This window comes from Clostridium novyi NT, from assembly GCF_000014125.1.
Classification (GTDB): Bacteria; Bacillota; Clostridia; order Clostridiales; family Clostridiaceae; genus Clostridium_H; species Clostridium_H novyi.
The window spans coordinates 226,793-253,704 of the sequence record NC_008593.1; the positions used below are offsets into that span (position 1 = coordinate 226,793).

At 33.8% G+C, this 26,912-nt stretch carries 41 protein-coding genes; all 41 read left to right on the forward strand.

Translation table 11 applies throughout. From position 1 onward, the window contains the following. Window positions 1-15: 15 nt before the first annotated feature. The 41 genes from rpoC to NT01CX_RS01405 all read left to right on the forward strand — a co-directional run bounded on the left by rpoC (window position 16) and on the right by NT01CX_RS01405 (window position 26,910). Complete coding sequence (rpoC, locus tag NT01CX_RS01205; RefSeq protein WP_039226969.1) at window positions 16-3,552, forward strand: DNA-directed RNA polymerase subunit beta'; 3,537 nt, start codon at window positions 16-18, stop codon at window positions 3,550-3,552. Window positions 3,553-3,674: 122 nt separating this feature from the next. Continuing rightward, complete coding sequence (locus NT01CX_RS01210) at window positions 3,675-3,917, forward strand: ribosomal L7Ae/L30e/S12e/Gadd45 family protein (protein ID WP_011721212.1); 243 nt, start codon at window positions 3,675-3,677, stop codon at window positions 3,915-3,917. 55 nt (window positions 3,918-3,972) lie between these two features. Continuing rightward, entirely contained in the window at window positions 3,973-4,350 is a 378-nt protein-coding gene (gene rpsL / locus NT01CX_RS01215; RefSeq protein WP_003367791.1) for a 30S ribosomal protein S12, read from the forward strand. 131 nt (window positions 4,351-4,481) lie between these two features. Next, on the forward strand, window positions 4,482-4,952 hold the full coding sequence (gene rpsG / locus NT01CX_RS01220) for a 30S ribosomal protein S7 (RefSeq protein WP_011721213.1): 471 nt from the start codon (window positions 4,482-4,484) through the stop codon (window positions 4,950-4,952). A gap of 112 nt (window positions 4,953-5,064) precedes the next feature. Beyond that, window positions 5,065-7,128 (forward strand): elongation factor G, encoded by a 2,064-nt coding sequence (gene fusA, locus NT01CX_RS01225; protein ID WP_011721214.1) that lies wholly within the window; start codon window positions 5,065-5,067, stop codon window positions 7,126-7,128. A 64-nt stretch (window positions 7,129-7,192) separates the two neighbouring features. Then, window positions 7,193-8,374: an elongation factor Tu gene (gene tuf, locus NT01CX_RS01230; RefSeq protein WP_011721203.1), complete on the forward strand. Its 1,182-nt coding sequence runs from the start codon at window positions 7,193-7,195 to the stop codon at window positions 8,372-8,374. Between the two features lie 410 nt (window positions 8,375-8,784). Further along, window positions 8,785-9,093, forward strand: a complete 309-nt coding sequence (gene rpsJ / locus NT01CX_RS01235) for a 30S ribosomal protein S10 (RefSeq protein ID WP_003367878.1) — start codon at window positions 8,785-8,787, stop codon at window positions 9,091-9,093. Window positions 9,094-9,158: 65 nt separating this feature from the next. Next, on the forward strand, window positions 9,159-9,788 hold the full coding sequence (rplC, locus tag NT01CX_RS01240) for a 50S ribosomal protein L3 (protein ID WP_011721215.1): 630 nt from the start codon (window positions 9,159-9,161) through the stop codon (window positions 9,786-9,788). A 25-nt stretch (window positions 9,789-9,813) separates the two neighbouring features. Next, on the forward strand, window positions 9,814-10,434 hold the full coding sequence (gene rplD / locus NT01CX_RS01245) for a 50S ribosomal protein L4 (protein ID WP_011721216.1): 621 nt from the start codon (window positions 9,814-9,816) through the stop codon (window positions 10,432-10,434). Continuing rightward, entirely contained in the window at window positions 10,431-10,724 is a 294-nt protein-coding gene (rplW, locus tag NT01CX_RS01250; RefSeq protein ID WP_141639427.1) for a 50S ribosomal protein L23, read from the forward strand. The genes rplD and rplW overlap by 4 nt, the downstream gene beginning before the upstream one ends. A 60-nt stretch (window positions 10,725-10,784) precedes the next feature. Next, window positions 10,785-11,618 carry a 50S ribosomal protein L2 gene (rplB, locus tag NT01CX_RS01255; protein ID WP_011721218.1) on the forward strand — a complete coding sequence of 278 codons (834 nt, stop codon included), beginning with the start codon at window positions 10,785-10,787 and terminating at the stop codon, window positions 11,616-11,618. A gap of 72 nt (window positions 11,619-11,690) precedes the next feature. Continuing rightward, window positions 11,691-11,975, forward strand: coding sequence for a 30S ribosomal protein S19 (gene rpsS, locus NT01CX_RS01260; RefSeq protein ID WP_011721219.1), 285 nt, complete (start codon window positions 11,691-11,693; stop codon window positions 11,973-11,975). A gap of 21 nt (window positions 11,976-11,996) precedes the next feature. Then, window positions 11,997-12,332, forward strand: coding sequence for a 50S ribosomal protein L22 (gene rplV / locus NT01CX_RS01265; RefSeq protein ID WP_011721220.1), 336 nt, complete (start codon window positions 11,997-11,999; stop codon window positions 12,330-12,332). 15 nt (window positions 12,333-12,347) lie between these two features. Further along, window positions 12,348-13,013 (forward strand): 30S ribosomal protein S3, encoded by a 666-nt coding sequence (gene rpsC / locus NT01CX_RS01270; protein ID WP_011721221.1) that lies wholly within the window; start codon window positions 12,348-12,350, stop codon window positions 13,011-13,013. A gap of 17 nt (window positions 13,014-13,030) precedes the next feature. After that, window positions 13,031-13,474: a 50S ribosomal protein L16 gene (gene rplP / locus NT01CX_RS01275; RefSeq protein ID WP_011721222.1), complete on the forward strand. Its 444-nt coding sequence runs from the start codon at window positions 13,031-13,033 to the stop codon at window positions 13,472-13,474. Then, entirely contained in the window at window positions 13,464-13,676 is a 213-nt protein-coding gene (rpmC, locus tag NT01CX_RS01280; RefSeq protein ID WP_003367823.1) for a 50S ribosomal protein L29, read from the forward strand. Before rplP ends, rpmC begins: the two co-directional genes overlap by 11 nt. Before the next feature lie 22 nt (window positions 13,677-13,698). Continuing rightward, complete coding sequence (gene rpsQ / locus NT01CX_RS01285) at window positions 13,699-13,953, forward strand: 30S ribosomal protein S17 (RefSeq protein WP_003367863.1); 255 nt, start codon at window positions 13,699-13,701, stop codon at window positions 13,951-13,953. A gap of 27 nt (window positions 13,954-13,980) precedes the next feature. After that, window positions 13,981-14,355 (forward strand): 50S ribosomal protein L14, encoded by a 375-nt coding sequence (gene rplN, locus NT01CX_RS01290; protein ID WP_003367798.1) that lies wholly within the window; start codon window positions 13,981-13,983, stop codon window positions 14,353-14,355. Window positions 14,356-14,371: 16 nt separating this feature from the next. Beyond that, window positions 14,372-14,689 carry a 50S ribosomal protein L24 gene (rplX, locus tag NT01CX_RS01295; protein ID WP_003367871.1) on the forward strand — a complete coding sequence of 106 codons (318 nt, stop codon included), beginning with the start codon at window positions 14,372-14,374 and terminating at the stop codon, window positions 14,687-14,689. A gap of 22 nt (window positions 14,690-14,711) precedes the next feature. Continuing rightward, window positions 14,712-15,251, forward strand: coding sequence for a 50S ribosomal protein L5 (gene rplE, locus NT01CX_RS01300; RefSeq protein WP_011721223.1), 540 nt, complete (start codon window positions 14,712-14,714; stop codon window positions 15,249-15,251). A gap of 15 nt (window positions 15,252-15,266) precedes the next feature. Then, complete coding sequence (locus tag NT01CX_RS01305; protein ID WP_003375310.1) at window positions 15,267-15,452, forward strand: type Z 30S ribosomal protein S14; 186 nt, start codon at window positions 15,267-15,269, stop codon at window positions 15,450-15,452. A 31-nt stretch (window positions 15,453-15,483) separates the two neighbouring features. Further along, complete coding sequence (rpsH, locus tag NT01CX_RS01310) at window positions 15,484-15,879, forward strand: 30S ribosomal protein S8 (RefSeq protein ID WP_011721224.1); 396 nt, start codon at window positions 15,484-15,486, stop codon at window positions 15,877-15,879. 30 nt (window positions 15,880-15,909) lie between these two features. Beyond that, a complete protein-coding gene (rplF, locus tag NT01CX_RS01315; RefSeq protein ID WP_011721225.1) occupies window positions 15,910-16,449 on the forward strand; it encodes a 50S ribosomal protein L6 in 540 nt (179 codons plus the stop codon). A 30-nt stretch (window positions 16,450-16,479) separates the two neighbouring features. Then, window positions 16,480-16,842 (forward strand): 50S ribosomal protein L18, encoded by a 363-nt coding sequence (gene rplR, locus NT01CX_RS01320; protein WP_011721226.1) that lies wholly within the window; start codon window positions 16,480-16,482, stop codon window positions 16,840-16,842. Between the two features lie 16 nt (window positions 16,843-16,858). Continuing rightward, window positions 16,859-17,356 (forward strand): 30S ribosomal protein S5, encoded by a 498-nt coding sequence (rpsE, locus tag NT01CX_RS01325; RefSeq protein ID WP_011721227.1) that lies wholly within the window; start codon window positions 16,859-16,861, stop codon window positions 17,354-17,356. Between the two features lie 13 nt (window positions 17,357-17,369). After that, the gene (gene rpmD / locus NT01CX_RS01330; protein ID WP_011721228.1) at window positions 17,370-17,549 is read left to right on the forward strand and encodes a 50S ribosomal protein L30; all 180 of its coding nucleotides are present in this window, start codon (window positions 17,370-17,372) and stop codon (window positions 17,547-17,549) included. Window positions 17,550-17,581: 32 nt separating this feature from the next. Next, window positions 17,582-18,022, forward strand: a complete 441-nt coding sequence (gene rplO / locus NT01CX_RS01335; RefSeq protein WP_011721229.1) for a 50S ribosomal protein L15 — start codon at window positions 17,582-17,584, stop codon at window positions 18,020-18,022. A 1-nt stretch (window position 18,023) separates the two neighbouring features. Continuing rightward, window positions 18,024-19,298, forward strand: a complete 1,275-nt coding sequence (gene secY / locus NT01CX_RS01340; protein WP_011721230.1) for a preprotein translocase subunit SecY — start codon at window positions 18,024-18,026, stop codon at window positions 19,296-19,298. A 27-nt stretch (window positions 19,299-19,325) separates the two neighbouring features. Further along, on the forward strand, window positions 19,326-19,976 hold the full coding sequence (locus NT01CX_RS01345; RefSeq protein WP_011721231.1) for an adenylate kinase: 651 nt from the start codon (window positions 19,326-19,328) through the stop codon (window positions 19,974-19,976). Further along, window positions 19,977-20,723, forward strand: coding sequence for a type I methionyl aminopeptidase (gene map, locus NT01CX_RS01350; RefSeq protein WP_011721232.1), 747 nt, complete (start codon window positions 19,977-19,979; stop codon window positions 20,721-20,723). A 13-nt stretch (window positions 20,724-20,736) separates the two neighbouring features. After that, a complete protein-coding gene (locus tag NT01CX_RS01355; protein WP_011721233.1) occupies window positions 20,737-21,018 on the forward strand; it encodes a KOW domain-containing RNA-binding protein in 282 nt (93 codons plus the stop codon). Window positions 21,019-21,025: 7 nt separating this feature from the next. Further along, window positions 21,026-21,244, forward strand: a complete 219-nt coding sequence (infA, locus tag NT01CX_RS01360; RefSeq protein WP_003367774.1) for a translation initiation factor IF-1 — start codon at window positions 21,026-21,028, stop codon at window positions 21,242-21,244. Between the two features lie 15 nt (window positions 21,245-21,259). Then, a complete protein-coding gene (gene rpmJ / locus NT01CX_RS01365; protein WP_003156543.1) occupies window positions 21,260-21,373 on the forward strand; it encodes a 50S ribosomal protein L36 in 114 nt (37 codons plus the stop codon). A 155-nt stretch (window positions 21,374-21,528) separates the two neighbouring features. After that, window positions 21,529-21,900 (forward strand): 30S ribosomal protein S13, encoded by a 372-nt coding sequence (rpsM, locus tag NT01CX_RS01370; protein ID WP_011721234.1) that lies wholly within the window; start codon window positions 21,529-21,531, stop codon window positions 21,898-21,900. A 16-nt stretch (window positions 21,901-21,916) separates the two neighbouring features. Continuing rightward, window positions 21,917-22,312 carry a 30S ribosomal protein S11 gene (gene rpsK / locus NT01CX_RS01375; protein ID WP_011721235.1) on the forward strand — a complete coding sequence of 132 codons (396 nt, stop codon included), beginning with the start codon at window positions 21,917-21,919 and terminating at the stop codon, window positions 22,310-22,312. Between the two features lie 27 nt (window positions 22,313-22,339). After that, a complete protein-coding gene (gene rpsD / locus NT01CX_RS01380; protein WP_011721236.1) occupies window positions 22,340-22,960 on the forward strand; it encodes a 30S ribosomal protein S4 in 621 nt (206 codons plus the stop codon). Between the two features lie 64 nt (window positions 22,961-23,024). After that, window positions 23,025-23,972 carry a DNA-directed RNA polymerase subunit alpha gene (locus NT01CX_RS01385; protein ID WP_003367785.1) on the forward strand — a complete coding sequence of 316 codons (948 nt, stop codon included), beginning with the start codon at window positions 23,025-23,027 and terminating at the stop codon, window positions 23,970-23,972. Window positions 23,973-23,985: 13 nt separating this feature from the next. Next, window positions 23,986-24,327, forward strand: coding sequence for a 50S ribosomal protein L17 (gene rplQ / locus NT01CX_RS01390; RefSeq protein WP_003367772.1), 342 nt, complete (start codon window positions 23,986-23,988; stop codon window positions 24,325-24,327). Window positions 24,328-24,411: 84 nt separating this feature from the next. Further along, a complete protein-coding gene (locus NT01CX_RS01395) occupies window positions 24,412-25,254 on the forward strand; it encodes an energy-coupling factor transporter ATPase (RefSeq protein ID WP_011721237.1) in 843 nt (280 codons plus the stop codon). Next, the gene (locus NT01CX_RS01400) at window positions 25,239-26,105 is read left to right on the forward strand and encodes an energy-coupling factor transporter ATPase (protein WP_011721238.1); all 867 of its coding nucleotides are present in this window, start codon (window positions 25,239-25,241) and stop codon (window positions 26,103-26,105) included. Before NT01CX_RS01395 ends, NT01CX_RS01400 begins: the two co-directional genes overlap by 16 nt. Next, complete coding sequence (locus NT01CX_RS01405; RefSeq protein ID WP_011721239.1) at window positions 26,098-26,910, forward strand: energy-coupling factor transporter transmembrane component T family protein; 813 nt, start codon at window positions 26,098-26,100, stop codon at window positions 26,908-26,910. Before NT01CX_RS01400 ends, NT01CX_RS01405 begins: the two co-directional genes overlap by 8 nt. Window positions 26,911-26,912: the final 2 nt, after the last annotated feature.

A 26,912-nucleotide genomic window follows, 5' to 3' on the forward strand; every position in this document is an offset into this window, starting at 1 on the left:
AGGGAGGATTTACCCTTGATAGAGTTAAATAATTTTGAGGCATTGCAAATTGGTTTAGCTTCACCAGAGCAAATAAGAGAATGGTCAAGAGGGGAAGTTAAAAAACCTGAAACTATTAATTATAGGACTTTAAAACCTGAAAAAGACGGATTGTTCTGCGAAAGAATATTTGGACCTATAAAAGATTGGGAATGTCATTGTGGTAAATACAAGAGAGTAAGATATAAAGGTATAGTATGTGATAGATGTGGAGTAGAGGTTACAAAATCAAAAGTAAGACGTGAGAGAATGGGGCATATAGAACTTGCTGCCCCAGTATCACACATATGGTACTTCAAAGGTATACCATCTCGTATGGGACTTATACTTGATATGTCACCAAGATCTTTAGAAAAAGTATTATACTTTGCATCATATGTTGTTTTAGATCCAAAAGAGACTCCACTATTAAAGAAGCAATTACTTAGTGAAAAAGAGTACAGAGAAAGCGTCGACAAATATGGAGAAGAAGCTTTTGATGCTGAAATGGGTGCGGAAGCAGTAAAAAAACTTTTAGCTGAAATAGATTTAGAACAACTATCTAAAGAATTAAAAGAAGCTTTAAAAACAAGTACAGGTCAAAAGAAAGTAAGAACTATAAGAAGACTTGAAGTAGTTGAATCATTTAGAAAATCAACTAATAGACCTGAATGGATGATTATAGATGTTATACCAGTAATCCCTCCTGATTTAAGACCTATGGTTCAATTAGATGGAGGAAGATTTGCAACATCGGATCTAAATGATTTATATAGAAGAGTTATAAACAGAAATAACAGATTAAAGAAGCTTTTAGATTTAGGTGCTCCAGACATAATAGTAAGAAATGAAAAGAGAATGCTACAAGAAGCTGTAGATGCTCTTATAGATAATGGTAGAAGGGGAAGACCAGTTACAGGACCAGGAAACAGACCTTTAAAATCATTATCAGATATGCTTAAAGGTAAACAAGGTAGATTCAGACAAAATCTACTTGGAAAACGTGTTGACTACTCTGGACGTTCGGTTATCGTTGTAGGACCAGAATTAAAGATGTATCAATGTGGTCTTCCAAAGGAAATGGCACTTGAATTATTCAAGCCATTTGTTATGAAAAAACTTGTTGAAAGTGGAGCAGCTCATAATATTAAGAGTTCTAAGAAAATGGTTGAAAGAGTTATGCCACAAGTATGGGATGTACTTGAAGAAGTTATATCTGAGCATCCTGTATTATTAAACCGTGCTCCGACTCTTCACAGACTAGGAATTCAAGCATTCCAACCAGTATTAGTTGAAGGAAGAGCAATAAAACTTCATCCATTAGTATGTACAGCATACAACGCCGACTTCGATGGAGACCAAATGGCTGTGCACGTACCTTTATCAGTTGAAGCACAAGCAGAAGCTAGATTCTTAATGCTTGCAGCAAATAATATATTAAAACCTTCTGATGGTAAACCAGTTTGTGTACCTACTCAGGATATGATTTTAGGTTCTTATTATTTAACACTTGATAAAGATGGAGTTAAAGGAGAAGGAAAAATATTCTCTAACCCAGATGAAGTTATGATGGCATATCAAACTGGTGCTATAAACATTCACGCTAAGATAAAAGTTAGAATGACTAAAGAAAAAGACGGAAAAATCATTAGCGGAATAATTGAAACTACACCAGGAAAATTAATATTCAACGATTCAATACCACAAGATTTAGGATTTGTAGATAGAAGCAATCCTGAAAATGAATTTAAGTTAGAAATAGATTTTCTAGTAACTAAGAAAAACTTAGGAAAGATAATAGATAAATGTTATACAAAATATGGTGCAACTGAAACATCTACAATGCTAGATAAAATTAAGGCAAGAGGATACCATTATTCAACTATAGGAGCTATAACAATATCAGTATCTGATATGACAGTTCCAGAATCTAAAAACAGATTGCTATCTGATACAGACTTAGCTGTAGAAAAGATAGAAAAGATGTACAGAAGAGGATTCATATCTGAAGATGAAAGATATGAAAGAGTAATTGAAAAATGGACTCAAACAACTGAAGATGTTGCCAATGCACTTATGGATAATCTAGATAGATTTAATCCGATCTTCATGATGGCTGACTCAGGAGCCAGAGGATCTAAGTCTCAGATCAAGCAGCTTGCTGGTATGAGAGGACTTATGGCTAACCCATCAGGTAAGATTATCGAGTTACCAATCAGAGCATCATTCAGAGAAGGTCTTGACGTATTAGAGTACTTCATATCTACTCACGGTGCTAGAAAAGGTAACGCCGATACAGCACTTAAAACAGCTGACTCAGGATACTTAACAAGAAGACTTGTTGATGTAAGCCAAGATGTTATAGTTAGAGAAGAAGATTGTGGATCAACACACGGATACGAAGTTTCTGAAATAAAAGAAGGAAATGAAGTTATCGAAACATTAACTGAAAGACTTACAGGAAGATATTCAATAGAAGATATCGTAGATCCTCAAACAGGTGAAGTTATAGTACCTGCAGATACTTACATGAATGCAGATTTAGCTGAAAAAGTTGAAAAACATGGAGTTAAGAAAGTTAACATTAGATCTGTATTTACATGTAAATCAAAACACGGCGTTTGTGCTAAGTGTTATGGTATGAACATGGCAACAGCCAATAAGATAAACATTGGAGAATCTGTTGGTATAGTTGCAGCTCAATCTATCGGAGAACCTGGTACTCAGCTTACAATGAGAACATTCCACACAGGTGGTGTTGCTGGAGCGGATATCACTCAAGGTCTTCCTAGAGTTGAGGAACTTTTTGAAGCTAGAAAACCAAAAGGACTTGCAATTATAACAGAAGTTGCTGGTACTGTTAAATTAGAAGAAACTAAGAAAAAGAGAATTGTTCATGTAATAGATGATGAAGGTGTAGATAAGAGCTATGATATACCATTTGGATCAAGAATAAAGGTTTCAAATGGTAGCAGAATCGAAGCCGGAGATGAAATTACTGAAGGATCAGTTAATCCACATGATATTTTGGCAATAAAAGGACCTAAAGAAGTTAAAAATTACTTGTTGTCAGAAGTACAAAAGGTATATAGACTACAAGGTGTTGATATCAACGACAAGCACTTAGAAGTTGTTGTAAGACAAATGACTAGAAAAGTTAAAATAAAAGAATCTGGAGATACTGAATTATTACCAGGAACTTTAGTGGATGTATTTGATTTCGAAGAAGTAAATGAAAAAATACGCCAACAAGGTGGAGAAGAAGCTACAGGAGATATAGCTTTACTTGGAATAACTAAAGCGGCTCTTGCAACAGATTCATTCTTGTCAGCAGCATCATTCCAAGAAACTACAAGAGTACTTACTGATGCAGCTATAAAAGGTAAGAGTGACCCATTATTAGGTTTAAAAGAAAATGTAATAATAGGTAAATTAATACCAGCTGGAACAGGGATGATGAGATATAGATCAATAAAATTAAATACAGACAAAGAAGAAAATGACGAAGAATTAGTAAATGTTGACGAAGCTTAGTATTGATTTTATTGACATGATAAAATTAAAATGATAAAATACATTTTGTGCGTATAGATTATGCTTAGAGACAAGGTGAAAAACCTTTGTCTCTGACATAATATATTTAAGGGGGGCCTTAAATGGTTGGCAGAATTCAGGGAGAAAAAGTTATTGGCCTAAAGCAAACTATGAAGTATATTCAAAACGATAAAGGAAAATGTCTTTATGTGGCGAAAAATGCAGATGGTAAATTAACGGATCCTGTTGTACAGTTAGCCACGAATAGATTACTCCCAATAATATATATAGATACTATGAAAAAATTAGGCATGTTTTGTGGAATAGAAGTAGGAGCAGCAGTGGCATTACTTATAAAAAAATAATTATGCTATAACTAAAATTTATATAATTTCATGAAATAATCAAGGAGGTGAAGACATGCCAACTATTAACCAATTAGTAAGAAAAGGAAGAAAGACAGCAGAGTATAAGTCAAATTCACCAGCATTAAAACAATGTCCTCAAAAAAGAGGAGTGTGTACTGTTGTTAAAACAAGCACACCTAAGAAACCTAACTCAGCCTTAAGAAAAGTAGCAAGAGTTAGACTTACAAATGGTTATGAAGTTACAGCTTACATTCCAGGTATAGGACATAACCTACAAGAACACAGTGTTGTTTTAATAAGAGGTGGAAGAGTAAAAGACCTTCCAGGTGTTAGATACCATATAGTAAGAGGAGCGTTAGACGCTGCTGGAGTAGCTAACAGAATGCAAGCAAGATCAAAATACGGTGCAAAAAAACCAAAACAAAAATAGTTAATAAAAACAGTGCTATGTCTTCAGCGTTGATATAGATTATATACTTATATTTTGCAGAAGAGAGCGCTTTGCGGTAAGGTTACCGAGTACCTATGAATTAAATATGAAAGGTTAAGGAGGGAAGAAAAGTGCCAAGAAAAGGAAATACACCTAAAAGAGATGTACTACCAGATCCATTATACAACAATAAAGTTGTTGCAAAATTAATCAATAGCATAATGCTAGATGGTAAAAAAGGGGTAGCTCAAAAAATATGCTATGACGCTTTTGCTATCATGGGAGAAAAAACAGGAAAAGAACCATTAGAGGTTTTTGAAGAAGCAATGAACAATGTTATGCCATTGTTAGAAGTTAAAGCTAGAAGAATTGGTGGGGCAACTTACCAAGTTCCAATAGAAGTTAGAGCTGACAGAAGACAGACTCTAGGAATCAGATGGATTGTTGACGCTTCAAGAAAAAGAGGCGAAAAATATATGAGAGAAAGATTAGCAGGAGAATTATTAGATGCTGCTAACAACACAGGAGCTGCTGTTAAGAAGAGAGAAGATACTCATAAAATGGCAGAAGCTAACAAAGCATTCGCTCATTACAGATACTAATAAAAATTTAATCTTGAAAATAAAACTGTTTTGGAATTTCCAAAACAGTTTTATCCAATTGTAATATTAAAGATTGCTTATATATATTAACTCGTTGAGAGGAGGAAAATGAATGGCTAGACAATATCCGTTAAATAAATTTCGTAACATTGGAATAATGGCGCATATCGATGCAGGTAAAACTACATCAACTGAGCGTATATTATTTTACACTGGTAAAACTCATAAAATAGGAGAAACTCACGAAGGTGCAGCTACAATGGACTGGATGGTTCAAGAACAAGAAAGAGGTATAACAATTACTTCTGCTGCAACTACTTGTTTTTGGAAAGATCACCAAATAAACATAATCGACACACCAGGACACGTAGATTTTACTGTTGAGGTTGAAAGATCTTTAAGAGTATTAGATAGTGCTATAACTATTCTTGATGCAAAAGGTGGAGTTGAACCACAAACTGAAACAGTATGGAGACAGGCAGATAAGTATCAAGTACCTAGAATGATATTCGTAAACAAAATGGATATATTAGGTGCTGATTTCTATATGTCAGTTCAAACAGTAAGAGATAGATTACGTGCAAATGCAGTGCCAATACAAATTCCTATAGGAAAAGAAGATGACTACGCAGGACATGTTGATCTTATAAAAATGAAAGCTGTTATATTTGATAAGGAACTAGGAGTTAACTATGATGAAGTAGAAATCCCAGAAGACTTAAAAGATAAAGCAGAAGAATATAGATCAGCTATGATTGAAGCAATAGTTGAAACTGATGAAGAATTAATGATGAAGTATCTTGAAGGTGAAGAAATTTCTGAAGAAGAAATACATACAGCTTTAAGAAAAGCTACAATCGCTAATGAAATAGTTCCAGTTCTTTGCGGTACTGCTTACAAAAACAAAGGTATCCAACATCTATTAGATGCTGTTCTTGCTTACCTACCATCACCATTAGATATACCTTCAATTAAAGGTGTTGACGAAGATGGTAACGAAGTTGAAAGACACGCATCAGATGATGAACCTTTAGGAGCATTAGCATTTAAGATTGCTACTGACCCATTCGTTGGTAAATTAGCTTTCGTAAGAATTTACTCAGGGGTAATGCATAGCGGAAGTTACGTATTAAACAGTAACAAGAACAAGAAAGAAAGAATCGGAAGACTTGTTAAAATGCATGCTAACCACAGAGAAGAAGTTGAAGAATTATATGCTGGAGAATTAGGTGCAGTTATAGGATTAAAGAATACTACAACTGGAGATACTTTATGTGATGAAAATGCACCAGTTATCCTTGAAAGCATGGAATTCCCAGAACCAGTTATATCTGTAGCAATTGAGCCAAAAACAAAAGCAGCTCAAGAAAAAATGGGTATAGCTCTAGCTAAACTTGCTGAAGAAGATCCAACATTCAAAACTTATACTGACCAAGAAACAGGCCAAGTAATTATCGCTGGTATGGGTGAACTTCATCTTGAAATCATAGTTGATAGATTACAAAGAGAATTCAAAGTAGAATGTAACGTAGGTGCTCCACAAGTTGCTTACAAAGAAACTATCAAGAATGCTGTTAAAGCTGAAGGTAAGTTTGTAAGACAGTCAGGTGGACGTGGACAATACGGACATTGTTGGATAGAATTAATACCACACGAAGGAGAATATGAATTCGAAAATGCTATCGTTGGAGGAGCTATTCCAAGAGAATATATTCCAGCTGTAGATAACGGAATTCAAGAAGCTGCTCAAAGTGGTATCTTAGGTGGATATCCGGTTATAAACTTCAAAGTTAAATGTTATGACGGATCATACCATGATGTTGACTCATCTGAAATGGCATTCAAAGTTGCTGGTTCTATGGCGTTCAAAAATGGTATGGCAAAAGCTACACCAGTATTACTTGAACCTGTAATGAAGGTAGAAATAGTTGTACCTGAAGAATACATGGGAGATGTAATGGGTGACGTTAACTCTAGAAGAGGTAGAATCGAAGGAATGAACCCAAGAGGTGGAGCACAAGTCATAGCAGCATTTGTACCACTTTCAGAAATGTTTGGATATGCAACTGTATTAAGATCTAGAACTCAAGGTAGAGGAACATACAGCATGGAATTTGCTAACTATGAAGAAGTACCAAAGAGTATAGCTGAAAAAGTTGTAGGAGAAAATAAATAATAAGATTTAATTTAAATTTAAATATAATATAATTGAATTTAAAGGTGAACAGGAGGAATAAAAAATGGCAAGACAAAAGTTTGAAAGAAATAAGCCACACGTAAATATAGGAACAATAGGTCACGTAGACCACGGTAAAACAACAACAACAGCAGCAATCACAATGACACTTGCAAAAGCAGGTGGAGCAGAAGTACAAAACTACGAAGATATTGATAAAGCACCAGAAGAAAAAGAAAGAGGAATCACAATCAATACATCACACGTAGAATATGAAACAGAAAACAGACACTATGCACACGTTGACTGCCCAGGACACGCAGACTATGTAAAGAACATGATCACAGGAGCAGCACAAATGGACGGAGCTATCTTAGTTGTATCAGCAGCAGATGGTCCAATGCCACAAACAAGAGAACACATCCTATTAGCATCAAGAGTAGGAGTTAACCACATAGTAGTATTCTTAAACAAAGCAGACCAAGTAGATGATCCAGAATTACTAGAATTAGTAGAAATGGAAGTAAGAGAATTATTAAGCGAATACGGATTTGACGGAGACGAATGTCCAGTAGTAGTAGGATCAGCATTAAAAGCAATCGAAGAAGGGGATGACCAATGCATCCTAGACTTAATGAAAGCTGTAGATGAATATATCCCAACTCCAGAAAGAGCAACAGATCAACCATTCTTAATGCCTGTAGAAGATGTATTTACAATTACAGGAAGAGGAACAGTTGCAACAGGAAGAGTTGAAAGAGGAGTACTACACGTAGGAGATGAAGTACAAATCGTAGGAATGAAAGAAGAAATCGGAAAGACAACAATCACAGGAGTAGAAATGTTCAGAAAGATGTTAGATGAAGCAATGGCTGGAGATAACATCGGAGCATTATTAAGAGGAGTACAAAGAGACGAAATCGAAAGAGGTCAAGTACTAGCAAAACCAGGTTCAGTAACACCTCACAAAAAATTCGTAGGTCAAGTTTACGTATTAAAGAAAGAAGAAGGTGGAAGACACACTCCATTCTTTAACGGATACAGACCACAATTCTACTTCAGAACAACAGACGTAACAGGATCAATCGCTTTACCAGAAGGAGTAGAAATGGTAATGCCAGGAGACCATATAGACATGAACGTAGAATTAATCACACCAGTAGCAATGGAAAACAACCTAAGATTCGCTATCAGAGAAGGTGGAAGAACAGTAGGTTCAGGAGTTGTTACTAGCATAGTTGAATAATTTATAATTATTTAATTAAAAAGATTATATATAAAAATTTTATAAAATGAATTAAATTATTTGCAAATATGAGAAAAAAGGCCTTTGAATAAAAGGAGAGGGGGACGCCCTTCTCCTTTTATTTGTAAAAATTCATATAATAAAATAAATTTTTATAATAAATAAAAAATACTTGTCAAAACAAAAAAAATATTATACAATATAATAGTTGTGACACGGAAAAGGCGATGAAGCAAGAGGTTGCTGGAGGTTTCCAGGTTATTCTTAGCTGAGCATGCTTTGATCTTGAATCAGGCGACGGTGCTATGGCTTTGAGGTGAGTTTGAATGTAATATGCAACACCTGGAGCAGTTTACATAACACTGATGTTACATTTTGAATTATTGAGCAACGAAAAGGAGGGAAATTTAATGGCAAATCAAAAAATAAGAATTAGATTAAAAGCTTTTGATCATAACATATTAGATCAATCAGCTGAAAAAATTGTTGAAACTGCAAAAAATACAGGAGCTAAAGTAGCTGGTCCAGTACCACTACCTACTGAAAAAGATGTAGTTACAATACTAAGAGCTACACATAAATATAAAGATTCTAGAGAACAATTTGAAATAAGAACACATAAGAGATTAATCGATATATTAAGTCCATCACCAAAGACTGTTGATGCTTTAATGAGATTAGACTTACCAGCAGGTGTTGATATCGAAATAAAACTTTAATAAGTTGAAAAATAGGTATTATGATTGGAATACGATCCGCTAATATTCTAGGAGGTGCAAGGGAAATGAAAAAAGCTATAATAGGAAGAAAAATTGGAATGACTCAAATTTTCGATGAAAATGGAAAAGTTATCCCAGTTACAGTTGTAGAAGCAGGTCCATGTGCTGTTCTTCAAAAGAAAACTGAAGAAAAAGATGGATATAATGCAATACAAGTAGGATTTGAAGATATTAGAGAAAAATTAGCTAACAAACCTAAGAAAGGACACTTTGCAAAAGCTGGTGTATCTTTAAAGAGAATAGTTAGAGAATTTAGATTAGAAAATATTGATGAATATGAAGTTGGAACTGAAATAAAAGCTGACGTTTTTGCAGCAGGAGATAAAGTTGATGTAACTGGAGTTTCAAAAGGTAAGGGATTCCAAGGAACAATTAAAAGATGGAACTTCCACAGAGGACCTATGGCTCACGGTTCTAAATACCACAGAGCTGTTGGATCAATGGGAGCAGCATCTGATCCATCAAGAACATTTAAGAACAAAAAAATGCCAGGACACATGGGAAACAAAAAATCAACTATCTTAAACATAGAAGTTGTTAAAGTAATGGCTGACAAAAACGTTCTTTTAATAAAAGGTGGAATACCAGGACCAAATAAGGGCTACGTTGTAATTAAAGATACAGTAAAAGCTTAATGTCTTTGAGAAAGGAGGATAAAGAATGCCTACAGTAGATTTATATAATATAGAAGGTCAAAAAGTTGGAGATTTACAATTAGCTGAAACTGTATTCGCAGTAGAAGTTAATGAAGATGTTTTACATCAAGTTGTAGTTGCACAACTTGCAAATAAAAGACAAGGAAATCAATCAGCTAAAACAAGAGCTGAGGTTTCTGGAGGTGGAAAAAAACCTTGGAGACAAAAAGGAACTGGTAGAGCAAGACAAGGTTCTATTAGAGCTCCACAATGGATACACGGTGGTGTAGTTTTCGCTCCAAAGCCAAGAGACTATAAAATGTCTATTCCAAAATCAATGAGAAGAGTTGCTATGAAATCAGCGTTAACTAGCAAAGTTAATGAAAATGAATTAGTAGTTCTTGAAAGTTTAGAATTAGATGCACCAAAAACTAAGGAAATGGTTAAAATGATTAATGCTTTCGAAGGTAAAAAACCATTAATCGTAGTACCAGAAAGTAACGAAGTTATCTATAAATCAGTAAGAAATATAGAAGGTGCAACTGTAGTACCAGTAAACAATATAAACGTTTATGATATATTAAAACACGATAAATTTATCATAACAAAAGAAGCAGTATCTAAGATTGAGGAGGTGTATGCATAATGTTAAACAGTTACGATTTAATAAGAAGACCTGTAATAACTGAAAAAAGCATGGCTGCTATGGCAGATAGACAATACACCTTTATAGTAGATATACGTGCTGACAAAACTCAAATCAAAAAAGCAGTTGAAAAAGTGTTCGGTGTAAAAGTTGAAGAAGTTAGAACTGCAAGATTTGACGGAAAAGTTAAAAGAGTTGGAGTTCACGTTGGAAAGAGATCTGACTACAAAAAAGCAATGGTTAAGCTAACAGAAGATAGCAAAACTATTGAATTCTTTGAAGGAATGTAATTTTTAGATAAAGCATTTATTGGTGGAATGCCAGATAAGCTACAGAAGGAGGGAATTTAAATGGCAGTTAAGAAGTTTAGACCCATAACACCTTCACTAAGACAAATGACAGTTGCTACTTTTGAAGAGATCACAACTGATAAGCCTGAAAAATCACTTCTTGTTTCTTTAAATAAGAAAGCAGGAAGAAACTCTCAAGGTAAAATAACTGTACGTCACCGTGGTGGTGGAGCTAAGAGAAAATACAGAATAATCGATTTTAAAAGAACTAAAGATGGTATACCAGCAAAGGTAGCATCTATAGAATATGATCCAAACAGAACAGCATACATTGCGCTTGTAGTATATGCTGATGGTGAAAAGAGATATATAATTGCACCAGTAGGATTAAAAGTGGGAGACGTTGTAATGTCTGGAGTAGATGCAGATATTAAAGTAGGAAACGCACTTCCATTAAAGAATATACCAGTAGGTACAGTAATTCACAATGTAGAATTACAAGCTGGAAAAGGTGCTCAATTAGTAAGAGCTGCAGGTTCTTCTGCACAACTTATGGCCAAGGAAGGAAAATATGCTATATTAAGACTTCCAAGTGGTGAAATGAGATATGTAAGAATTGAATGTAGAGCTGCTATAGGAACTGTTTCTAATGTAACTAACGACATTATAAACATAGGTAAAGCAGGAAGAAAGAGACACTTAGGTTTCAGACCAACTGTAAGAGGTTCTGTTATGAACCCTAACGATCACCCTCACGGTGGTGGAGAAGGTAAATCTCCAATTGGTCATCCAAGTCCACTTACTCCTTGGGGTAAACCAGCTCTTGGATATAAGACTAGAAAGAATAAGAAATACTCTGATGGCATGATCATCAAGAGAAGAGGACAAAAATAATTAAATAAATTATAAGAAGAGAATATTTATTCTCTTCCTACATTTTATAATTTATGAAGGGAGGACGTTCACTTGAGTAGATCACTTAAAAAAGGACCTTTCGTTGCAGAATCTTTAATAAAGAAAATAGAGGAAATGAACGAAAAGGGTGAAAAGAAAGTTATAAAAACTTGGTCAAGAAGTTCAACAATATTCCCTCAAATGTTAGGTCATACTATAGCTGTTCATGACGGTAGAAAACATGTTCCAGTTTATATAAGCGAAGATATGGTAGGACATAAATTAGGAGAATTTGTTTTGACAAGAACATTTAAAGGACACGTAGATAAAACTGAAAAAGGAACACGTGTAAAATAGTAAGGGGAAGGAGGAACTAAAATGGAAGCTAGAGCTATAGCAAAATATGTAAGAATGTCTCCAAGAAAAGTTAGAGTTGTTCTTGACTTAGTTAGAGGTAAAAATGTAAGCGAAGCTTTTGCTATATTAAAATATACTCCAAAGGATGCGGCTACTGTAGTTTTAAAAGTTTTAAAATCAGCTGTAGCTAATGCAGAAAATAATTTCAACTTAGATGTTAATAAATTATATATTGCAGAAGCATATGCAAACCAAGGGCCAACATTAAAGAGATTTAAACCACGTGCACAAGGTAGAGCATATTCAATAATGAAAAGAACTAGTCACGTTACACTAGTAGTTAAAGAAAGAGCATAGAAGGAGGGAAATAGAGTGGGACAAAAAGTACATCCACATGGCCTCAGAGTCGGAGTTATAAAGGATTGGGATGCAAAATGGTATGCAAACAGTCAAAATTTTGCTGATAATCTAATAGAAGATGATAAAATTAGAAAATTTGTTAAGAAAAGATCTTACTCAGCTGGTATTGCTAAAATAGAAATAGAAAGAACAGCAAAAAGAGTTAAGATCAATATTCATACTGGAAAACCAGGAATGATTATAGGAAAAGGCGGAAAAGGTATTGAAGAATTAAAGTCTGAAATACTTAAGATGATCAAAGAAAAGAATGTAATAATAAACATAGTTGAGGTTAAAAGACCAGAAACTGATGCACAATTAATGGCAGAAAATGTTGCTCAACAACTTGAAAAGAGAATATCTTTCAGAAGAGCAATGAAACAAACTATTCAAAGAGCTATGAGAAGCGGAGCAAAAGGTGTTAAGACTGCTTGTTCAGGAAGACTTGGCGGAGCTGAAATAGCTAGAACAGAACAATATCATGAAGGAACTATTCCACTACAAACATTAAGAGCTGACATTGATTATGGATTTGCAGAAGCAGATACAACTTACGGAAAAATAGGTGTTAAAGTTTGGTTATATAAAGGGGAAGTTCTTCCTACAAAGAAAGTAAGAACAGAAGAAATTAGCCAATAGGGAAGGAGGAATTAGGTATGTTGATGCCAAAGAAGGTAAAACATCGTAAAGTTCAACGTGGCAGAATGAAGGGTAAAGCAACAAGAGGAAACTTCATTGCTTATGGTGACTATGCTATACAAGCAACTGAATGCGGATGGTTAACAAGCAACCAAATAGAAGCAGCCAGAATAGCTATAAATAGATATATAAAAAGAGGTGGAAAACTTTGGATCAAAGTATTCCCAGATAAACCAGTAACTGAAAAACCTGCTGAAACTCGTATGGGTTCTGGTAAAGGTTCACCAGAATATTGGGTTGCTGTTGTTAAACCTGGTAGAGTTTTATTTGAATTATCTGGTGTACCAGAAAATGTTGCTAGAGAAGCTATGAGACTTGCTTCACATAAGCTTCCTATGAAGACTAAATTCGTAACAAGAAAAGATTTCGAACAAACGGGTGGTGAAGTAAATGAGGGCTAATGAATTACAAGAGTTGAGAGTAAATACTGCTCAAGAATTGTCAGCTAAATTAAATGATTTAAAAGCTGAGTTATTTAATTTAAGATTTCAATTAGCAACTGGTCAACTAGAAAACCCAATGAGAATTAGACAGGTAAAGAAGTCAATAGCTCAAGTTAAGACAATACTTAGAGAAAAAGAGTTAAAAGTGATTGAACAGTAGTATACTGAAAGGAGGTAATCCTGTGGAAAGAAGTAATAGAAAGACTAGAATAGGCAGAGTTGTTTCTGATAAAATGGAAAAGACTATTGTAGTTGCAGTTGAAGGAAAAGTTCGTCACCCATTATATGGTAAGACAATCAACAGAAGTAAAAAGTTCAAGGTTCATGATGAAAATAATGAAGCTAGAATTAATGATAGAGTATTAATAATGGAAACTAGACCATTATCTAAAGATAAGAGATGGAGATTAGTACAAATCGTTGAGAAAGCTAAATAGTTCAATGATTGAAAGGAGGGCATTTATATGATACAGCCACAAACTCGCTTAAAAGTTGCAGATAACACTGGAGCAAAAGAAATTATGTGCATAAGAGTTTTAGGCGGTTCCAAGAGAAAGTTTGGAAACATTGGAGACGTAATAGTTGCTAGCGTTAAAAGTGCAACACCAGGCGGTGTTGTTAAAAAAGGTGAAGTAGTTAAGGCCGTTATAGTTAGAACTAAAAGAGGAGTACGTAGAGCAGACGGATCATACATAAAGTTTGATGAAAATGCTGCTGTTGTCATCAAAGACGACAAACAACCAAGAGGAACTCGTATTTTTGGACCTATAGCAAGAGAGTTAAGAGAAAAAGATAAAGAGTTCAACAAAATATTATCATTAGCACCTGAAGTTCTATAAAAGGGAGGTGGCTGTGATGGCTAAAGTTCATGTAAGAAGAACAGATAAAGTTGTTGTTATTTCAGGTAAAGATAAAGGTAAAGTAAGCGAAGTATTAGCTGTTTATCCAAAAACTAGTAAAGTATTAGTTAAGGATGCAAATGTTGTTACTAAGCACGTGAAACCTAATAGAGAAAATATGCAAGGCGGAATTGTTAAAAAAGAAGCGCCAATGAATAGTTCAAAAGTTATGCTATACTGCACAAACTGTAATTCTGCAACAAGAATTAGCAAGAAACTTTTAGAAGATGGTACAAAAGTAAGAGTTTGCAAAAAGTGCGGAGAAATACTATAGACTTTGAAAGGAGGGTTCACTGATGAGTAGACTACAGGAAAAATACAATAAAGAAGTAATACCGGCTCTTATGGAGAAGTTCGGATATAAAAATATAATGCAAGTTCCAAAACTAGAGAAAATAGTTGTGAACATGGGTGTTGGAGAAGCTAAAGATAACTCTAAAGTTTTAGAATCAGCAATTGCTGACCTACAACAAATTACAGGACAAAAACCAGTAATAACAAGAGCAAAGAAATCTGTAGCTAACTTTAAAATCAGACAAAACATGCCTATTGGTTGTAAAGTTACACTAAGAAAAGACATGATGTTTGAATTTGCAGATAAATTAATGAATATCGCGTTACCAAGAGTTAGAGACTTTAGAGGAGTTTCAGCTAAGTCTTTTGACGGTAGAGGAAACTATGCTTTAGGAATTAAAGAACAAATCATATTCCCAGAAATCGAATATGACAAAATAGATAAAGTAAGAGGTATGGATATAATATTTGTTACTACTGCAAAGACTGACGAAGAAGCAAGAGAATTGCTTAGATATCTTGGAATGCCGTTTGCTCAATAATAAGGAGGGGAAAACATGGCACGTAAGGCGATGATAGAAAAATGGAAAAAGACTCCTAAATATTCTACTAGAGCTTATACAAGATGTAGAATATGCGGAAGACCTCATTCTGTTTTAAAGAAATATGGAATATGCCGTATTTGCTTTAGAGAATTAGCATACAGAGGACAAATCCCTGGATGTAAAAAAGCTAGTTGGTAAAAACATAGAGATTAGAAAGGAGGCATACTAAATGGTTATGACAGATCCTATTGCAGATATGCTAACTCGTATAAGAAATGCAAACATAGTTAGACATGAAGTTGTTGAAGTTCCATCTTCAAATGTAAAAAAATCTATAGCCAATATATTAGTTCAAGAAGGATATGTTAAGGATATAGAGGAATATGCTGATGGAGCAGTCCCAATGATTAGATTGTCTTTAAAATATAATGGAAAAGAAAGAATAATAACTGGTCTTAAGAGAATATCTAAACCAGGTTTAAGAGTTTATTGTAAGAAAGATAACATTCCAAAAGTATTAAACGGACTAGGAGTTGCTATAATTTCAACTTCAAAGGGAATTGTTACAGATAGAGAAGCTAGAAAATTAGGTCTAGGTGGAGAAGTTATTTGTTACGTTTGGTAATTTAATTTAACGTGAATGGGAGGTGCAATTATGTCAAGAGTAGGAAGACTTCCAATAGAAATACCTAATGGAGTTAATGTTACAGTAACACCAGAGAACGTTGTTACTGTAAAAGGACCAAAAGGAGAATTAACTAAGGCTATGCACGAAGATATGAACATAGCTGTAGAAGAAAACAATATAGTTGTTACAAGACCAAGTGAAAATGTTCAACATAAAGCATTACACGGATTAACTAGAGCGTTAATCAACAATATGGTTGTTGGTGTAACACAAGGATATGAAAAAACACTAGAATTAGTTGGTGTTGGATATAGAGCTCAATTAAAAGGAAAAGATTTAACATTAAATCTTGGATATTCACATCCAGTTGAAATAAAGGCTGTTAAAGGCGTAGAATATAAAGTTCCAGAACCAACAAAAGTTGTTGTTAGCGGAATTGACAAAGAATTAGTTGGATCAGTTGCAGCTAATATAAGAGTATGGAGAAAACCTGAACCATACAAAGGAAAAGGAATTAAGTACGCTGGAGAAGTTATAAGACGTAAAGAAGGTAAAACAGGTAAATAACAGAATTAACAGCAGAAAGGAGTGAATCTCATGTTCAATAAGGAAAACAGACAGAAAGCTAGAGTTAAACGTCACTTAAGAGTGCGTAACAAGATTTCTGGAACAGCTGCTAGACCAAGATTAGCGGTTTACAGAAGTGAAAAGAACATATACGCTCAAATTATTGATGACGTTGCAAGAATAACTTTAGTTTCTGCATCAACTTTAGATAAAGAGTTCGCAGAAAAAGTTGGAAGCAACAAAGAAGCTGCTAAAGCAGTAGGTACTATGGTAGCTAAAAGAGCTTTAGAAAAAGGCATAGAAGAAGTTGTTTTCGATAGAGGCGGATATGTATATCATGGAAGAGTAAAAGAACTTGCAGATGCAGCTAGAGAAGCAGGTTTGAAATTCTAAAAAAGGAGGGAAAATAATGAGAATAGATCCTAGCACGCTAAATCTTAAAGAAAAAGTTGTATTTATAAACAGAGTTGCTAAGGTTGTTAAAGGTGGTAGAAACTTTAGATTTAGTGCTCTTGTTGTAGTAGGAGATGAGAACGGACACGTTGGCGTAGGAATGGGTAAAGCTGTTGAAATACCTGAAGCTATAAGAAAAGGTATTGAAGATGCTAAGAAACACTTAGTTGAAGTAGCAATGGTTGATACTACAGTTCCACATGCAATCCAAGGAGAATTTGGAAGAGGAAGAGTCTTAATAATGCCAGCTACAGAAGGTACTGGAGTTATCGCTGGTGGTCCTGTTAGAGCCGTATTGGAATTAGCAGGATTAAAGGATGTTAGAGCTAAATCATTAGGTTCTAACAACCCTAAAAACATGGTCGGTGCAACAATTAATGGATTATCAAGATTAAGAACTGCTGAACAGATTGCTAAATTAAGAGGCAAATCTGTAGAAGAGATTTTAGGTTAGGAGGGGATCAACCTTGGCTAAGCTTAAGGTGACACTAACAAAGAGTATCATAGGTAGAAAGAAAGACCATATTGCTACAGTTAATGCTCTTGGATTAAAGAAAATAGGCAAGAGTGTTATGCACGAAGATACTCCTCAAATTAGAGGTATGATTAACAAAGTAAGTTATCTTTTAAATGTTGAAGAAATATAGTCAGGAAATATAGTTAAGAGGAGGTGTACTAAATGAAACTTCATGAATTAAGACCTGCTGAAGGTTCAAAGAAAGCTCCTAAAAGAGTTGGTAGAGGAAACGGTTCTGGATTAGGTAAAACTGCAGGAAAAGGTCATAAAGGACAAAACGCTAGATCAGGCGGTGGTGTTAGACCAGGATTTGAAGGTGGTCAAATGCCTTTATACAGAAGATTACCTAAGAGAGGTTTCACTAATATATTCGCTAAAGAATATGTAGAAGTGAACGTAAGCAGATTAAATATCTTCGAAGACGGAACTGAAGTTACACCAGAAGTATTAAAAGCAAATGGTGTAATCAGTAAAGTTAAAGATGGAGTTAAAATACTAGGAAACGGCACTTTAGAAAAGAAGTTAACTATCAAAGCAACTAAATTTACTAAGGGTGCTGTAGAAAAGATAGAATCCATAGGGGGAAAAGCAGAGGTGATATAACATGTCAACCTTACGTAACGCTTGGAAAGTTCCCGAATTAAGAAAAAGAATTTTATTTACATTATTTATGGTAGCAATTATCAGGATGGGAAATCATATTCCTGTTCCTGGAATTGATACCGGAGCACTAGCTAACATGACAAAAGCGGGGACGTTGTTTAGTTTTTATGATTTAATGTCAGGTGGTGCATTAAGTAACTTTAGTATTTTTGCTATGGGGGTTATCCCTTATATCAACTCATCAATAATATTTCAATTATTAACGATTGCTATCCCTTCATTAGAACAATTATCTAAAGAAGGAGAAGAAGGTAGAAAGAAGATTCAAAAATATACAAGATATGCAGCAATTCTTTTAGGAGCACTTCAATCATTTGGAACTTATGCATTAATAAGAAACTATGGAGCCGCTACTAATATAGGAAAGTTTGATATATTTTTGATGGTTCTTACACTAACTACTGCATCAACATTTTTGATGTGGTTAGGAGACCAAATAACTGTAAAAGGTATAGGCAATGGTATCTCATTAATAATATTTGTTAATATAATTTCAAGATTGCCAGAAAAAGTATTGAAAATTAACAGTTTGCAACAAAATCAAACAGTTAGTATAGTTCAAGTAATTTTCCTAATAGTGTTTGTGTTATTGATGTTTACTGGTGTTGTTATAGCTACATTAGCTGAAAGAAGAATACCTATTCAATATGCAGCTAAGAATTCTGGCGGAAGAATGTTAAAAGGTCAATCAACACATATACCTATAAACATGAATTCATCTGCTATCATAGCTATAATTTTTGCTATGTCGGTAATGCAATTTCCAGCAACTATTGGAAGCTTTTGGCCACAATCTGCATTCTATAAATTTGTTACTGCAAGTAAGTACAGTGTATTTAGAATGAACTCATGGCCATATGCTATTATTACTGCAATATTAGTTATATTTTTTACTTGGTTTTATACTGAAGTTACTTTTAAACCAGATGAAATGGCAGAAAATATACATAAATCTGCTGGATTTATCCCAGGAGTAAGACCTGGTGAAGCAACAGCAAGATTTATAGAAAAAGTATTAGTGAGAGTATCAATACTTGGAGGAATATTTGCTACATTTATAGCATTAGTTCCTATGATCTTTGAATCAGTTGGAGCATTCAAAGGAATATCCTTAGGAGGTACAGCATTACTGATAGAAGTTGGAGTTGCTCTTGACTTCATGAGAGTATTAGAATCTCAATTAGTAATGAGACACTACAAAGGATTCTTAAAATAAATAGTATATAATTGGGAGTTGATATGTATGAGAATGATTTTGTTAGGACCTCCTGGAGCAGGTAAGGGCACACAAGCAAAATTAATAAGTGAGAAATACTCTATTCCTCATATATCTACAGGGGATATATTCAGAAAGAATATATCAGAAAAGACACCTTTAGGAGTAAAAGCTAAAGAGTATATGGATAAAGGACAATTAGTTCCAGATGAACTAACTATAGATTTAGTTAATGATAGACTAACACATGAAGATTGTAAAAAAGGCTTTTTATTAGATGGATTTCCTAGAACAGTAAAGCAAGCAGAAGCTTTAGAAAAATTCTTAACAGAAAACAATCAAAGTTTAGATACTGCATTGCTTATAGATGTTCCAAGTTCTTTTATACTTGAAAGAATGACAGGAAGAAGAGTTTGCCCATCATGTGGTGCAAGTTATCATATAAAATTCAACCCTCCTAAAATTGAAGGACTATGTGATGTTTGCAAAAAAGAAGTCATTCAAAGAAAAGATGATACTGAGGAAACTGTAAAAGAAAGAATAGAAGTGTATGATAGACAAACTCAACCATTAGTAGATTTTTATTCATCTAAGGATCAATTATTTGTGGTTGATGGTACACAATCAATTGATCAGGTTTTTGAAACCATTTCTAATCACATAGAAGGCGATAAATAGATGATAACTATTAAAAACTCTAAAGAAATTGAGTATATGAGACACGCTGGAAAAATAGTTGGGGATACTTTGGCTCTTTTAGAGGAATCTATAAAGCCGGGAATAACAACTAAAGATTTGGATAGAATAGCAGAAGAATACATAAGAAAATGTAACGCTATTCCATCATTTAAAGGATATTATGGTTTTCCTGCTTCAGTATGTACTTCTGTAAATGAAGAAGTTGTTCATGGTATACCAGGAGATAGAGTATTACATGAAGGTGATATAATAAGCATTGATTGTGGAGCTATATTAAATGGATATCATGGGGATGCAGCGAGAACTTTTGCTGTAGGCAATATATCAAAAGAAGCTGAAGACTTAATTAAAGTTACTAGAGATAGTTTCTTTAAGGGAGTTGAAAATGCTATAGTTGGTAATAAGCTAACAGATATATCTGCTGCAATCCAAAAACATGCTGAATCTCATGGATACTCAGTAGTAAGAGATTATGTAGGGCATGGTATTGGAACGGCAATGCATGAAGAACCTGAAGTGCCTAATTTCGGTAGACCTGGCAGAGGTCCCAAATTAGTAGAAGGCATGGTTTTAGCAATTGAACCAATGATTAACGTTGGAGAATTATATGTGGAAGTTTTATCAAATGATTGGACAGTAGTTACTAGAGATAGAAAATTATCAGCTCATTATGAAAATACTGTGGCCATATTAAATAACGGGCCTGAAATATTAACTTTAGGTTAATTGAGGTGACAAGGTGGAATATAACGAACTTATAGGAAGAATTGCATACTCGAAAGCTGGAAGAGATCAAGGAAGATTCTTTATAATATTTGATGTAATAAATGATGATTATGTTAATATTGTAGATGGAGACTTGAGAACAGTAGAAAAACCTAAAAAGAAGAAAATAAAGCATTTAGAAGTTAATGATGAGGTAATGGAAGATGCAAGAGATATGATAATTTCTAATAATAGTATTAGTAATATAAAAGTAAGAAGATTTTTGAAAAATAGGGACGCTATTAAGGAGGGTTAAGTACCTTATGTCAAAAGATGATGTAATAGAAATGCAAGGTACAGTTTTAGAAGCTTTGCCTAATGCTATGTTTCAAATTCAGCTAGAAAGCGGTCAGACAATATTAGGTCACGTATCTGGTAAATTAAGAATGAACTTCATTAGAATTTTACCAGGTGATAAAGTTACAGTTGAGCTTTCTCCATACGATCTATCAAGAGGTAGAATAACTTGGAGAGCTAAATAGCAAGGAGGGTTAGGAATGAAAGTAAGACCATCAGTAAAACCTATTTGTGAAAAATGCAAAGTAATAAGAAGAAAAGGTAAAGTAATGGTTATATGTGAAAATCCTAAACATAAACAAAAACAAGGTTAATATATAAACGTAAAAAAGTTATTAAAAATAGTTGATAAATCAATTAAATTGCAATATCATGTATAAGTATGATATAAATTAAAACTTAAAAAAGTTTATATGCGGCTGCTAACATAAATTAGGATGAAAGTTGAAAATTAGGAGGTGTAAAGTCAATGGCTAGAATAGCTGGTATTGACCTACCAAAGGAAAAAAGAGTTGAAGTGGGTCTAACTTACATCTACGGGATTGGAATAAACAGATCTCGTGAGATTCTTAAAGAAACAGGAGTTAATCCAGACACTAGAGTTAAGGATTTAAGTGAAGAAGAAGTAAACACAATAAGAGATTATATCGGTAAAAACTTCGTTATCGAAGGAGATTTAAGAAGAACTATAGCTCTTGATATAAAGAGATTAGTTGAAATTGGATGTTACAGAGGAATCAGACATAGAAGAGGTCTTCCTGTAAGAGGTCAAAAAACTAAGACAAATGCTAGAACTAGAAAAGGCCCAAAAAGAGCTATTAGTGGTAAGAAAAACAAATAGTAAGGAGGGATGACAAGTGGCAAAAGCTAATACTAGAAAAACTAGAAGAAAAAAGGAAAGAAAGAATATAGAGCACGGTTGTGCACATATAAAATCAACCTTTAACAACTCAATAGTTACAATAACTGATGCAGTTGGTAATGCTTTATCTTGGTCAAGTGCGGGAGCTTTAGGCTTTAAAGGATCAAGAAAAAGTACTCCATTCGCAGCTCAAATGGCAGCTGAAACAGCAGCTACAGCGGCAATGGAACACGGTTTAAAGAGCATCGAAGTATATGTAAAAGGACCAGGAGCTGGTAGAGAAGCTGCTATAAGATCACTACAAGCTGCAGGACTTGAAATTACTTTAATAAAGGATGTTACTCCAATACCACACAATGGTTGTAGACCACCAAAGAGAAGAAGAGTTTAGTATATAGAAACAGGAGGTGTTACTTGAATGGCTAGATACATTGGAGCTACATGTAGATTATGTAGAAGAGAAGGTATGAAACTATTTCTAAAAGGAGATAGATGTTATACAGATAAATGTGCATTCGCTAGAAGAAGCTATGCACCAGGACAACACGGACAAGGTAGAAAGAAACTTTCTAACTATGGTGTTCAATTAAGAGAAAAACAAAAAGCTAGAAGAATCTATGGAATTCTTGAAGCTCAATTCAGAAAATACTACGAAAAAGCTGAAACAATGAGAGGTATTACAGGTGAAAACTTATTAAAACTTCTTGAAATGAGATTAGATAACGTAGTATATAAATTAGGATTTGGAAGTTCTAGAGCAGAAGCTAGACAATTAGTTACACACGGACATTTCTTAGTAAATGGTAAGAAAGTTGATATAATCTCTTACCAAGTAAGCGCTGGAGATGTAATATCTGTTCGTGAAAAAAGCAGAGGTACTGAGAAGTTTAAGACTTTTGCTGAAAATCCAAAGACATTACCAGCTTGGTTAGAAGGAAATATAGAAAACTTTGAAGGAAAAGTTATTGCTGAGCCAACTAGAGCTGACATTGATGTTCCAGTAAACGAAACATTAATCGTTGAGTTATATAGTAAATAAGATTGGTAATTAGATTGGAATCAGTTGCCCTCAGTATGGTATAATTCATTGAAGGAGGGTTCGTATGTTAGAAATAGAAAAACCCAAAATAGAATGTGTTGAAGCATCGGAAGACGGTACTTATGGTAAGTTTGTTATAGAACCTTTAGAAAGAGGATATGGAATAACTTTAGGTAACTCACTTAGAAGAATTTTATTATCATCTTTACCTGGAGGAGCTGCAAATTCTATCAAAATAGATGGCGTTCTTCATGAATTTTCAACTGTAACAGGAGTTAAAGAAGACGTTACTGAACTAATCCTTAACATTAAAGGATTAGCGCTAAAAATGAATGGCGAAGGACCTAGCACTATATACATAGATGCACAAGGACCTGGAGAAGTAACTGCTGCTGATATTATTTCTGATGGTAATGTAGAAATAATGAATAAAGATATGCATATAGCTACATTAGATGATGACGGAAAACTTTACATGGAGATTAATGTAGATAATGGAAGAGGATACGTTACTCAAAATAAAAATAAGAAGGAAGATTTACCAATAGGTACTATACCTGTTGACTCAATTTATACACCAGTAAAGAGAGTTAACTTCACAGTAGAAAATACTAGAGTTGGTCAAATCACTGATTATGATAAGTTAAGTATAGAAGTTTGGACTAATGGAACTATACAACCAGAAGAAGCTATAAGTCTTTCAGCGAAAATTCTTATAGAGCATTTTAAGTTATTCATGACTCTTACAGACCATGCTGACAACGTAGAAATAATGGTAGAAAAAGAAGAAGATAAGAAAGAAAAAGTTCTTGAAATGACTATAGAAGAGTTAGACTTATCAGTAAGAAGTTATAACTGCTTAAAGAGAGCAGGTATAAACACTGTACAAGAGCTAACTGAAAGAACTATAGATGATATGATGAAGGTTAGAAATTTAGGTAAAAAATCCCTTGAAGAAGTACAAGAAAAACTTGCTGCTTTAGGATTAGGCTTAAAGAAATCCGATGAGTAAAGGAGGATGAAACATGGCACAACAACGTAAGTTGGGACTTCCAACTGATCATAGAAGAGCTATGCTAAGAAATTTAGTAACTAGTTTCTTAAAAAATGGTAAAGTAGAAACTACTATAACTAGAGCAAAAGAAGCTAGAAACATGGCTGAAAAAATGATTACTCTTGCAAAAAGAGGGGATCTTCACGCTAGAAGACAAGTGTTAGCATATGTAACTGAAAAGGAAGTAGTTGATCATTTATTTGCAGAAATCGCTCCAAAGTATGCAGATAGAAATGGTGGATATACAAGAATGTACAAAATGGGACCAAGAAGAGGCGACGGAGCAGAAGTAGTTATACTTGAGTTAGTATAATGCTGTAAAAGGGGATTAAGGCATATGGCTTAGTCCCCGTTTTACTATATCCTTTAATAAGTTTAAAAGGAGCATCTATCTCTTATGAATGAAAACATGATTGAATGTAAAAACGTTGTATATAAATATGAAAAAGCTGAAGAAGAATCTAAAGTTGCCGTTGACAACGTTAACCTTGATATAAAAAAAGGTGAATTTTTAGTTGTATTAGGGCACAATGGATCAGGAAAATCAACTTTATCAAAACACATGAATGCACTTTTGCTTCCAAGTGAGGGAACAGTATACGTATCGGGAATGGATACTAAAGATGAAAGCAACATATGGAAAATAAGAAATAACGCAGGAATGGTATTTCAAAATCCAGATAATCAACTTGTAGCTACTATTGTAGAAGAAGATGTTGCTTTTGGACCAGAGAACTTAGGAATAGCACCAGATGAAATAAGAAGTAGAGTTGATGAAGCCTTAAAAAGAGTAAATATGTATGAATATAGAAGATATGCACCACACTTATTATCAGGTGGACAAAAGCAAAGAATTGCTATAGCTGGAATATTGGCAATGAGACCAGAATGTATTATTTTTGATGAACCTACAGCTATGCTAGACCCTTCAGGAAGAAAGGAAGTTGTTAATACTATAAAAGAACTTAATGAACGTTATGGTATTACAATTATACTTATAACACATTACATGGAGGAAGCTGTAGAAGCTGATAGAATAGTGGTTATGGATAAAGGTAAAATTGTAATGGAGGGAACTCCAAGAGAAATTTTTAGTAATGTTCCGCTAATGAAAAACATAGGGCTTGATGTTCCACAGATGACAGAACTTGCATATGAACTCCAAAATAGTGGAGTAAATATAGCTTCAGATATATTAACTATAGATGAGATGGTGAATGCATTATGTCAATTGAAATAAAAAATTTAACACATATATATATGCCAGGATCACCATTTGAGAGAAAAGCTCTAGATAATGTAAATATATCAATTGAAGATGGTGAATTTGTTGCACTTATAGGACATACGGGTTCAGGAAAGTCTACATTAATTCAACATATAAATGGATTATTAAAAGCATCTAGTGGCAATATCATTATAGATGGTGTGGATATAACATCTGAAAAGGTTAAATTAAGTGAAATAAGAAAAAAAGTAGGACTTGTATTTCAATATCCAGAATATCAACTGTTTGAAGAAACTATTGAAAAGGATATTGCGTTTGGTCCGAAAAACTTAGGATTAAATGATGAACAAGTGTCCAAAAGAGTAAAAAAAGCTATGAACATAGTTGGACTAGACTATGATGTATACAAAGATAAGTCGCCATTTGATTTAAGTGGTGGACAAAAAAGAAGAGTTGCAATAGCTGGGGTTGTAGCAATGGAACCAAAAGTATTAATATTAGATGAACCAGCTGCGGGATTAGATCCTAAAGGTAGAGAAGATATTTTAGAAAAAGTAAAACAACTTAAAGAAGAATACAATATGACAATAATATTGGTATCACATAGTATGGAAGACGTAGCTAAAATAGCAGAAAGAGTTTTAGTTATGGATAAAGGAAGATGCATATTAGATGGTACTATAAAAGAAGTGTTCAATGAAGTAGATATATTAGAAAGTGTCGGACTTGCAGTTCCACAAGTGACTTATCTAGTAAGAGCATTAAAAAGTAAAGAATTTAATATACCTGAAGATATATTTACTATAGAGGAAGCTAAAAATGAAATTTTAAAACTAATAAGAGGAGCTAATAAACATGATTAAAGATATTACTATAGGGCAATATGTTCCCGGAGAATCTTTCATTCATAAATTGGATCCTAGAGTTAAGATATTATTGTCAATAATATATATAATAAACCTATTTTTAATAAATAATTTTAAAGGGTATATTTTTGTTGTAGCGTTTACAGTTGCAATAATTATTATTTCAAAAGTTCCCTTTAAATATATATATAAAGGTTTAAAACCTGTATTCATATTACTGATTATAACGGCTTTGTTGAATATATTTATGACTGGTGGTAATTCTGGAGAAGCACCACTTTGGCAGTGGAAATTTTTAAAGATATATAAAGCAGGTTTATTATTGGCTGGGTTTATGATAGTAAGATTAGTATTTTTAATTATAGGAACATCGTTACTTACATTAACAACATCGCCTATAGAACTTACTGATGGATTAGAGAAATTATTAAATCCATTTAAAAAGATAGGATTACCAGCTCATGAATTAGCTATGATGATGACTATAGCTCTTAGATTCATTCCAACTCTTATGGATGAAACCGATAAGATAATGAAGGCTCAAATGGCAAGAGGAGCTGATTTTGAATCAGGAAACTTGGTTAGTAGAGCTAAAAACTTAGTACCACTATTAGTGCCGCTATTTATAAGTTCATTTAGACGTGCTGATGAACTTGCGATGGCTATGGAAGCAAGGTGTTATAAAGGTGGAGAAGGAAGAACTAGAATGAAAATATTAAAGTTACATAATAGAGATTTTGTTGCTACATTTATAACTATTTTATTAGTTATAGTATCTATTTGGAGCAGAAGTTTTTCCTAGAC